At 64.9% G+C, this 9591-nt stretch carries 7 protein-coding genes; 2 read left to right on the plus strand and 5 right to left on the minus strand.

Annotated features, from left to right (window positions below; genetic code table 11):
- The 5 genes from V7116_RS24020 to V7116_RS24040 all read right to left on the minus strand — a co-directional run.
- Nucleotides 1–940 (minus strand): HAD-IA family hydrolase (locus V7116_RS24020; RefSeq protein ID WP_324394532.1); only part of this gene is annotated, 940 nt, incomplete at its 3' end.
- 3 nt (nt 941–943) lie between these two features.
- Complete coding sequence (locus tag V7116_RS24025; protein ID WP_324394533.1) at nt 944–1288, minus strand: hypothetical protein; 345 nt, start codon at nt 1286–1288, stop codon at nt 944–946.
- A 117-nt stretch (nt 1289–1405) separates the two neighbouring features.
- Nucleotides 1406–1963: an elongation factor P gene (gene efp, locus V7116_RS24030; RefSeq protein WP_324394534.1), complete on the minus strand. Its 558-nt coding sequence runs from the start codon at nt 1961–1963 to the stop codon at nt 1406–1408.
- Between the two features lie 124 nt (nt 1964–2087).
- Entirely contained in the window at nt 2088–4904 is a 2817-nt protein-coding gene (locus tag V7116_RS24035; RefSeq protein WP_324394535.1) for a helicase C-terminal domain-containing protein, read from the minus strand.
- A gap of 322 nt (nt 4905–5226) precedes the next feature.
- Nucleotides 5227–7476 carry a substrate-binding domain-containing protein gene (locus V7116_RS24040; protein WP_324394536.1) on the minus strand — a complete coding sequence of 750 codons (2250 nt, stop codon included), beginning with the start codon at nt 7474–7476 and terminating at the stop codon, nt 5227–5229.
- Between the two features lie 386 nt (nt 7477–7862).
- On the opposite strand from V7116_RS24040, the gene V7116_RS24045 reads away from it, so the two are divergent.
- Nucleotides 7863–8546 carry a class I SAM-dependent methyltransferase gene (locus V7116_RS24045; RefSeq protein ID WP_324394537.1) on the plus strand — a complete coding sequence of 228 codons (684 nt, stop codon included), beginning with the start codon at nt 7863–7865 and terminating at the stop codon, nt 8544–8546.
- Nucleotides 8547–8616: 70 nt separating this feature from the next.
- Nucleotides 8617–9486, plus strand: coding sequence for a discoidin domain-containing protein (locus V7116_RS24050; RefSeq protein ID WP_324394538.1), 870 nt, complete (start codon nt 8617–8619; stop codon nt 9484–9486).
- Nucleotides 9487–9591: the final 105 nt, after the last annotated feature.

Raw genomic sequence — 9591 nt, forward strand, 5'->3', positions numbered from 1 at the left:
GGTTCGCCTCGCGCGCGATGGTGCCCAGACGGGCGCGCTGCACGAGTCGCTCGCTTTCTTCCAGGTGGCACAACACCTCGACCGGCGACCACTCGTCGGGATCCGGGCGCATGTGCCAGACCTCCGCCGGGACGTCGCGAGCCGCGCCGAGGATCGCGGCGACGTTGCCCGTCAGGCGCGGCGCGATCTGGTCGGGCGTCAGCGGGCGCGGCGCCAGGGATCGCAGCCAACCATCGTCCAGGATCAGGCGCGCGAAATCCTCCAGCGTGCCCATGCCGTCCGGCGCGACCGGCGGAACCGCGACCGGTTCGCTCGCGGTTGGGGCCCAGAACGTGTTCAGCCCGGCAGCCCACGCGGGCGCGATGTCGTTTTCCCAGTCGTCCCCGATCATGATCGCTTCGTCGGCCTGCACGCCAATCCGCGCCAGGATTTCCTCATAATATTCGGGGCGCGGCTTGCAGAAGTGCATATTTTCGAGCGTGGTCACCAGCGCGAACGGGATCACGTCGATGGGCAGGCCCGCCCATTCGAGGCGCTGCGCGATGGCGACACGCGGGAAAAACGGGTTGGTGGCGACGACGACCTGATAACCTTCCCCGATCAGCCACTCGACCATGCCGCGCACAAACGGACGCTGCGTCGTCAGGGGACGCAGGCCGGGGAATACCGAGCGGTAGAACTCCGCCACCGGCACGTCGAACCCGTCGCGGCCCGTCGGTAGGCAGGGCGCAAGCGTCTCGTAAAACGCTTCCTCGTTGGTGCGCAGCGGGTCGCGCTTGTGGGCCACGGCCCGCGTGGCGAGCATCAGACCCTGCATCACTTCCGGCGGGAACGACTCACCGAGCGACTGCGACAGCATCCCCAGGTACGATTTAACGAACTGCTCGGTGGGATTACCGAGCAGCGTATCGTCCAGATCGAGCAGCACGGCTTTGATCATGGGTTATCCCAGCGCATCCTTGAACAGCTTCAGGCCCGGATTTTCCTCGGCGCACAGCGGGCAGCCCGTGTACGGGTCTTCGATCACGATGTCGTGCTTTTCGCACCACGCGCGCACGTCCATCTGGCGCTTGAAGCCCATCAGCTTGGGGCGAATGGTCAGCTTGAGGCGCAGATTGGGGCTGGCGTTCGCCAACAAAATATCCGGTACGGGACAGCGCGCGCAGTCGCGGGGCTGCCACGGCGCGGAATCGGGATTCTCGGCAACGAGGCGGCATTCCTCCGTCTCGCGTCCGCGATGGTAGTTGGCGTAATAGTATGGGCACTCTTTGCCCGCAGGGGTCCGCATGCTCGATTGTCCTTGTACGCGGCGCTGCGCCCGCCGAATACCGTGCAGGCAGCGCCAACAAACAAGCCGGACAGGGCATCCGGCTTGATCGTCCGTTGAGAATCTGCGACCGTCCGGCTAGACGCGGGTGATGTACGAGCCGTCGCGCGTGTCGATGCGGATGGTGTCGCCCACGTTGACGAACAGCGGGACCGTCACCTGAAGGCCGGTCTCGGTGATGACCTTCTTGGTCGCGCCGGTCGCCGTATCGCCCGCGATCGCCATTTCCGAGTCCACGATCTTGTGCTCGACCGAGGTCGGCAGCTCGTAGTCCAGGAATTCGCCATCGTATTGGAGCAGCTTCATCTGCGCGTTTTCCTTCAGGTACAGGAAGTCGCTGCCGAGCGCGTCCTTGCGGAGCTGCGGCTGCTCGTAGGTTTCGATGTCCATGAAGGTCAGGAATTCGCCGTCGTCGAACAGGTACTCGACCTGGATCGTGTCGATGTGAATGTCCTGCACGCGGTCGCCCGAGGTGAAGGTCATTTCAAACTGCGAGTTGGTCCGCAGGTTACGCACCTGCACGCGGATCGTCGCATTGCCGCGCCCGGTCTTGATGTGCTGGTAGTCAAGCACTTTATACAGCTCACCATCAACGGTGAAGTTAGTGCCTTTGCGTAGTTGGTTTACGTCAATCATTGAATGAGTCGATCCTTGTCACTCTTATGCAGGAATTGCCCGGATTGGCCTGCACACGGAATTATACCAGGAAACGCGCGCCACATGAACGGCAAATAGACCCTTGTTCCCCTGTTACAGCCGCCTACTTTCCCGGCCTATCGATCCACTGCGCGGCGGCGCGCGGCAGATCGGCCAGCAGCCCGCGCCGGACCGTGCACGCCGGGAGGCTGTCGAGGAACGCCTGCCCGTAGCGCTTGGCGATCACGCGGTTGTCGAACAGCGCCACCACCCCGCGATCCTGCTTGGTGCGGATCAGCCGCCCGAAGCCCTGGCGGAAGCGCAGGATCGCGTCGGGCACGGCATACTGCATGAACCCGTTGTCGTACAGCTCCGAGCGCGCCGAGAAGATTGGATCGGACGGCACCTGGAACGGCAGGCGCACGATCACCAGCGCGCTGAGGTCCTCGCCCGGGATGTCCACGCCCTCCCAGAACGAGCGCGTGCCGAGCAGCACCGAGCGATCGGTGTTTTTGAAACCCTCGACCAACTGCTGGCGGCTGGTCCCGTCGCTCTGATCGAAAACGGTGATGTTGCCCAGCGCGAGCCGGGGCGCGATGGCCTGCGCCGTCTGGCGAAGCTGCGCGTAGCTGGTGAACAGCGCCAGCATCCGCCCGTTGGTCGCCGCCGCCAGCTCGATCAGGCCGCGCTCGACCGCGCGCTGGTAGTCGTCGCGGCGCTCCGGGCCGGGCATGTCGGTCGGGATATAGACCAACGTGGTCGCTTCGTAGTCAAAGGGCGAGCCCACCACCGCTTCGTCCACGTCGAAGGTGTGCAGACGGTCGCGCACGTAGTCGAACGACCCGCCCGTGCGCAGCGTCGCGCTGGTCAGCACGACCGTCTCCTTGGGCTGCCACAGGTATTCTTCCAGCAGCGGGCCGACGTTGAGCGGCGCGCTCTGAACCAGCAGACGCTCGCGGTCCTGGTCCACCTGGACCCAGTAGATCGTGTTCTCGTCGGGCGAGACGGTGAACGCGTCGAGCTGGCGGTGAATGTCGCCCAGGTGACGCGAAGCGGCCTGCACGCTGGACAGCACGTCGTCGAAATCGATAATGTCGAACTCGCGCAGGTCGTTCAGCCCGCGCGAGAGGCGGTCCATCGCCCGCGCGATGGTGTTGGTGAACTCGCTGAGCACATCCCAGGCCTGCTGGACGTGCGCCCAGCCGGATCGCTGGCGAAGCTGGGGCGTGATCCGCACCTGGATCACGAACTCGCCACTGCGCAGCGAATCGGTTTCTTCGAGGAAGGCGAACAACTCGTCGAAATAGCGCTCGACGTGATGGCCCATCGCCTGCACCGCGCCCGTCACCACCTGCACGAAGCTTTCGAGCTGCTTGTAGTAGACCTCCGGCACGCTGCCATAGGTGCTGCGGATCACGTCGCCCAGAAGCCCGTGCTTCATATCGCCCAGATCCGCGATCTGGCGCAGGAAGGTCACTTTGTTGATCTGGAACGACAGGCCGTTGGTGGTCGCGTCTTCCAGGTGGTGCGCTTCGTCCACGACGAGGTAACGATATTCCGGCAGCACGCGGTTGCCGCTCTGCACGTCGGAGAGCAGCAGCGCGTGGTTGACGACCAGGATATGCGCCGATTCTGCCGCGCGGCGCGCCTTGTAGAAGGGACACGCCCCGCCCATCTGCGTGCTGCAGCGGCCCATCGTGCAGCCTTCGTCCTCCGCACTGAGGCGCGACCAGACGACGTTTTCCTCAAAGCCGCGCAGGGAGATTTCCTCTTTGTCGCCGCTGGACGATTCGAGCAGCCACACGAGGATCTTCGCCAGCACGCGCAGTTCGCCCACGGAGGTCGGCGTGCGGCGGCGCAGGGTCAGCAGGCGGCGCGGGCAGAGGTAGTTGCCGCGTCCCTTGGCGACCGCCGCGCGCAGCGGGATGTCAAGCGTGCTTGCCAGCAGGGGCAGATCCTTCTCGACCAACTGGCTTTGCAGGTTGAGCGTTGCGGTGCTGATCACCACACGATCGTCGTTGACCAGCGCCCAATACGCCGCCGGAATGAGGTAGGCCAGACTCTTGCCAACGCCAGTCGGCGCTTCGATCATCAGGTGGCGGCCCTGGTTGAACGCCTCGGTCACGCGGCGCAGCATTTCCGCCTGTTCCGGGCGGTGCTCGTAGTTCGGGTACGCCTGGGCCATGAGGCCGTCCGGCTCGACAATTTCCGAGAGCTTGGCGGGATTCAGTTTTTCGAGCGTCTCTTTAGGACGCAGGCGCGGCCAGTCGTTGCGATCCGGCTCGAAGAGGCTTTTCTGCGCGACGGTGGACTTTTTGCCGCGCTCCGCCGGATCGGTGAAGGCCGTGCGCGACCGCTCCTGGAACGCCGCCGTGAACACGGGCCGCGCGCTCCATTCCAACTCGCGCGCCGCGTTGACGATCTCTTCGAGCGTGTCCATGGGCAAGTCCAAGATACGCTGCCACAGCGCCCAATAAAGCCGCCCGGTCGCAATGGCGTCGTCCAGCGCACGGTGCGCGTGCTCCAGTTCAAGGCCCATAGTCGCAGTCAAGTGCGTCAGGTTGTAGCGCGGCGAGGTCGGCAGCATCACCGAGGCCAGATCGTACGTATCGAGCGGGAGATTGTTCAGCCCTACCCCATAACGCGCCAGAAAGCCCAGGTCAAAATCGACGCGGTGGCCGACGATCGGGCTGCTGCCGATGAAGTGCCGCAGGTCGGGCAGCACCTGCCGGATGTGCGGTGCGTTGATGAGATCCTCGGTTTTGATCGCGGTGATAGCCGTCACACGTTCGGGCACCGCGCGCCCGGGGTTGATCAGGGTGTGGTACGTTTCCAGTACTTCGCCGTCCAGAAACCGGGCCGCGCCGATTTCGATAATATCGTCTTCATCTTTGTTCAGGCCCGTGGTTTCCAGGTCGAGAGCGACGAGCACATCGCGCATCAAAAGCTCCGTTTCTTGAGGCGTTTGGGCAGTTCGCAGAAGGCGCTATTGTACCACGGCAGTCAACCCTTGGCCGTTAGCGGTTGGCAATTAGCGATTAGCCAAGGGCGGAAAGCAAAGGCAAACGCGACCTCACCCCCGGCCCCTCTCCAATCCGGGTTGGAGAGGGGAGACAAGCAGCACCCGATGGGGTTTTGTAGGGGCGGGTTAGAAACCGCCCTGGTTTTAGCGTAAACCCACCGATCAGGTACTCGCGTGACAAAAAATCCCCGGTGCGGGGTGCGCGCCGGGGATCGGGAAAGCGTGTCGTACAGCAGGCGGTTTAGCTGCCTGCTTCCTCCGTGGCGACTTCCGTCGCGGCGGGCGTCTCAGCCGGGGCCGCTTCGGTCGCTACGGGGGCGGCTTCCGTCGCGTCCATCGCGGGGGCTTCCGTGGCCGCAGGCGCAGCCTCGGTCATCGCGGGAGCGGCTTCCGTTGCGGCGGGTTCTTCCGTGCCAGCGGGCGCGGCCTCTTCAGTCGCGGCGGGCGTGGCTTCCATGCTCGTCGCCAGCGACGCTTCATAGTCGGCCAGCATGTTGAACACTTCGTCGCGCTGAGCGGTCGCCATCGCGTCGTAATCCGACATGGCGTACGGGTACTTGCGCAGCGTTTCGAGCGAGCTGCGGTCGAAGAAGTGCCACAGCAGCGCGCGCACCAGCGGGTTCTCGAACGACTTCTCGCTGAAGTAGTAGCTCACCGGGAAGGACAGCGCGTACGTGCCGTCCGCGAACGTCTCCGGCGACGGCGCGACGCAGCCGTTGCCCGCGTCGATCGCCACGAGGTTCACGTCCGCTTCGCTGCCCTGGAGCGCGGTCCACCACAGGTAGGTGATGCCACTGCTGGCGTTTTCCGTATCCTGATCGGTGTTGGCGACGCCCTGCGCGCGGTAGAGCGCGTCGGCATTGGTCAGCGTATCCATGCGCGGCACGAAGGTCAGATCGTGCGTTAGCGTCTGGATCATGTAATCCGTCTCGCCCGTGCTGAGCGGCGGCATCACCAGCAGGAACGGCTGCTCCGGCCAGTCGGCATTGATCTCGCTCCACAGCGTGACGGGCGTACCCTTCACTTCCTGTCCGGCGGTGGCGGAAGCGGCTTCCTGCGTCGCAGAAGCGTCTTCGGTCGCGGCGGGCGCGGCTTCGGTGGCGTCGGCGGCAGGTTCTTCCGTGCCCGCAGGCGCGGCGGCGCTGGCCGATTCCGGCAGGCCCGCGCTGAGCAGGGTGGCGACTTCGTCGGTGGTCATGCACTGCGCCCAGTCGTTACCCGGCGCAACCGCGATCACCAGCGCTTCCAGACCGAGGTCGATCGCGTAGGTGTCGATCCCGTTGCTCTTGCACAGGTTGAAGGCTTCGTCGCTCGCGGGCGCGGTCGCCTGGAGCACGTCCAGCTCGCCGGAGCACAGCGCCATCCACCCGGCGTCATTGCCGAGCGGGGCCTGATTGACCGTCGCGGCGGTGAACTGCGACGAGAAATCGCGCACGATCGCGTTGGTCACGGGGTACAGTAGCGACGATCCGGCGATGTTCACGGTTCCGGCGTCCGTCGTCAGCACATTGACGGGCGTCGCCGGGCGCGAGAACGTCCGCCCGGTGCGGGCCGTCTGAACGTTCAGCAGGCCGGTGTGATAAATGTCGTCGTCCGCGACGGTGTAGCCCTGGTCCGCAGCAGCGGCGGGCGCACCCGCTTCATTCGTCAGCGCAAATTCCACGAAGGACTGCACGTCCTCGCGCTCGGCGCTGGCGGCGTTCACATAGAGATAAACCGGCTGGGCCAGCGCGTAGGAGCCGTCCTCGACCGTGGCCAGCGTCGGGCCGACGCACTCGCCGCCCTCCTGGCTGATCGAAACGGGGGTCACCGACCCGTCGGCGGCCTCAAACTCGGCCATCGACATGTAGCCCAGGCCCTTCTGGCCGGGGGTGTTGACCGCCTCAAGGATCCCGGCGGGATCGAGGCTGGAATCGATGCCTTCGCGCAGGTCGCCCGCGGGCAGCAGCGACGCAAACAGCAGGCCGCTGGCGCTGTCAGGATCGGGGCCGTAGAAGACCACCGGACCGGTCAGCGCGGACGAACCGAGGTTTTCCCACAGCACTTCCGGCTCCGCGCCCAGCGAGAAGACGGTCTCGACCTGGCTGAGATCCAGGCAGGACAGCGTCGCCGCTGGATCGGCTACCAACACGATCGCTTCGTAGGCCAGCACGGTCTCGACAAAGCTCTGATCTGCCGACGCGCACGCCGACACCTGCGAATCTGTCATCGGCCCGGTGGACACCACCATGTCGGCTTCCCCGGCGCACAGCGCCTCAAAGCCCTGGGCCGGCCCCTGCGCGTCGATCAGGATATCCGCGTCCTCGTTCTGCGCGACGTAGGCATCGCGGACGGCGGACACCAGCGGTTCGAGCTGGAGCGAGCCTTGAATCACGATCTGAGATGGCTCGTCGCCCTGCGCAAAGGAGGTAGAAGGGGTTAATGGAAGAGCCAGCGACAGCACGAGCGCGCTTAGTAACACTGGCCGGAGGAAGCGCCACACCGATGGCATAGATAAATCTCCTTCGAATTGACCGTAATCAGTAAACCCGCACGCCCCACGCGCATCTGGGAGGTCTATTGCCGGATAAGTATACAACACACCCCCGCCCGCGTCAGCGGTGAGCTTGGAGCCGCGCCGGGGATCTCTTGTTGCTGCGTGGGACTACATACCGAAAAGATTGTACACTCCCGCTGAATTCTGTCCACAGGAAAGCGGGAAAAGCAGTTAACAGTTTTCAGTTATTAGTTTTTAGTTAAAGACAATGGCAAGGACAGGAACGCGAAACGACGTCAGGTTAGTAAAAAGCGAAAGGCAAGAACAGAGGCCATGCAGGCGCGGATCGGGCTATACTCTGGCTGTGCGAGATGGGGCTTGCGGTAGCAGGAGCAGCGTCTATGGCAACCCAACCGGAAAGTTCTCGTTCGCGCGGGCCGCTGGCCGTGCTGTGGTGGCGGCTGGTACGGTTCGGATTCCGGCTGCTGTACAACGAGCTGGCCTTCACCTACGACCTCGTATCCTGGGTCGTCAGCCTGGGCCAGTGGCGCGCGTGGCAGCACGTCGCCCTGCGCTACCTGGACGCGCCGCCCGGCGCGACGATTCTCGATCTGGCGCACGGCCCCGGCAATTTTCACCTGGATCTGCGCGCGGCGGGCTATCGCGCGGTGGGGCTGGACCTCAGCCGCTCGATGGGGCGCATCGCCGGGCGCAAGCTGCGCCGCCACCATCTCGTCCCGGCGCTGGCGCGCGGGCGGGCGCAGGCACTGCCCTTCCCTGACGACACCTTCCCCGCCGTGATCAGCACTTTTCCCACCGAGTTCATCATCGATCTGGCCACGCTGCGCGAGGTCTACCGCGTGCTGCGCCCCGGCGGGCGGCTGATCGTGGTCTTTAGCGGCACGCTGACGCAGGGCGGCGCAGCCAAAGACGCGCTCGAACTGGCCTATCGCGCCACGGGGCAGCGCGGCCCCTGGCCGGTGGATGTCGAGGAGCGGCTACGCGCGGCGGGGTTGGAAGGTCAAATTGCGTTCGAGGCACTGCCGCACAGCGTGGTACACTTATTCACAGCCAACAAGCCCTGATCCCGCGCGCCTTACTGCATAACACCCTGACTCGCACCGTTCGCCGCACCAGCACACGTCAGGAGCAGAGATGTCCCGCAAAACCGCACCACTCATGATCACCCTCGCCTTGATTGCCGCGATCGCCCTGATCGCCGCGCCGGGATCGCGCCTGATGGCGCAGGACGGCACGCCGGAACCGGACGACGCGATCGCGCTGCACCCTATCAGCGAGATCATAGACGGCGACCTGACCATCACGGATTTCGCCAACGACGGCACGGCCCGCCTGCCGCTGACCACCCGCGTCCCGGTGGCGTGCACGCTCGTGTACGGCACGACGCCCGCGTTCGGATCGCTGACGCTCGATCAGGACATGGCGGGCGGATCGCACGGCGAGCACAACCCGCTGCTTTCTGGCCTGGAACCGGAAACGACCTACTATTTCCGCGTACAGGGCGTCGATAACGCGGGCACTATTTACGTGTCGGACGTGATGACCTTCACCACCCCGCCCCAGGACGATACACCCGTCACGAACCTCGCCTCGCCGGAACTGGGCGCGCAGATCACCGGGTACAGCAGCGCGTACGGTGACGCCGCGCCGGACGAAACGTGGGGCGCGGCCAGCGCGTTCGACGGCAGCCCCAACACGGCATGGTCCAGCGACGGCGACGGCAACGAGGCCTGGATCGAGATCGAGCTGGCGCAGCGGTCGCACATCACGGGGCTGGAATTCTGGTCGCGCCTGATGAACGACGGTACGTCGCAGGTGTTCGAGTTCACCGTGACCGCCGACGGCGAGGAAACGTACGGACCGTATACCCTGCCCGACGCGGAAGCCGGGCACGCGTTCGACGTGGATTTCGACGCGACGACCCTGCGCTTCGACCTGATCGATACCAGCGGCGGAAATACCGGCGCGGTGGAGATCGGCGTGTACGGCGATCCGGTGGAGTAAAGGCGAGCAACGCGAACCGCGACCTCACCTCTCATCCCCCAACCCCTTCTCCCCTTGTATGATAGAAAGCAAGGAAGAAGAGTGAAGGGAGTCCGCCCAGGGAGA

This window comes from Aggregatilinea sp. (genome assembly GCF_036822615.1).
GTDB lineage: Bacteria > Chloroflexota > Anaerolineae > Aggregatilineales > Aggregatilineaceae > Aggregatilinea.

Bases quoted from the DNA above. Each gene is read 5' to 3' on its own strand.
- V7116_RS24040 (WP_324394536.1), bottom strand. From the start codon at position 7,476: ATGCCATCGGTGTGGCGCTTCCTCCGGCCAGTGTTACTAAGCGCGCTC.
- V7116_RS24025 (WP_324394533.1), bottom strand. From the start codon at position 1,288: ATGCGGACCCCTGCGGGCAAAGAGTGCCCATACTATTACGCCAACTAC.
- V7116_RS24035 (WP_324394535.1), bottom strand. From the start codon at position 4,904: ATGCGCGATGTGCTCGTCGCTCTCGACCTGGAAACCACGGGCCTGAAC.
- efp (WP_324394534.1), bottom strand. From the start codon at position 1,963: ATGATTGACGTAAACCAACTACGCAAAGGCACTAACTTCACCGTTGAT.
- V7116_RS24050 (WP_324394538.1), top strand. From the start codon at position 8,617: ATGTCCCGCAAAACCGCACCACTCATGATCACCCTCGCCTTGATTGCC.
- V7116_RS24045 (WP_324394537.1), top strand. From the start codon at position 7,863: ATGGCAACCCAACCGGAAAGTTCTCGTTCGCGCGGGCCGCTGGCCGTG.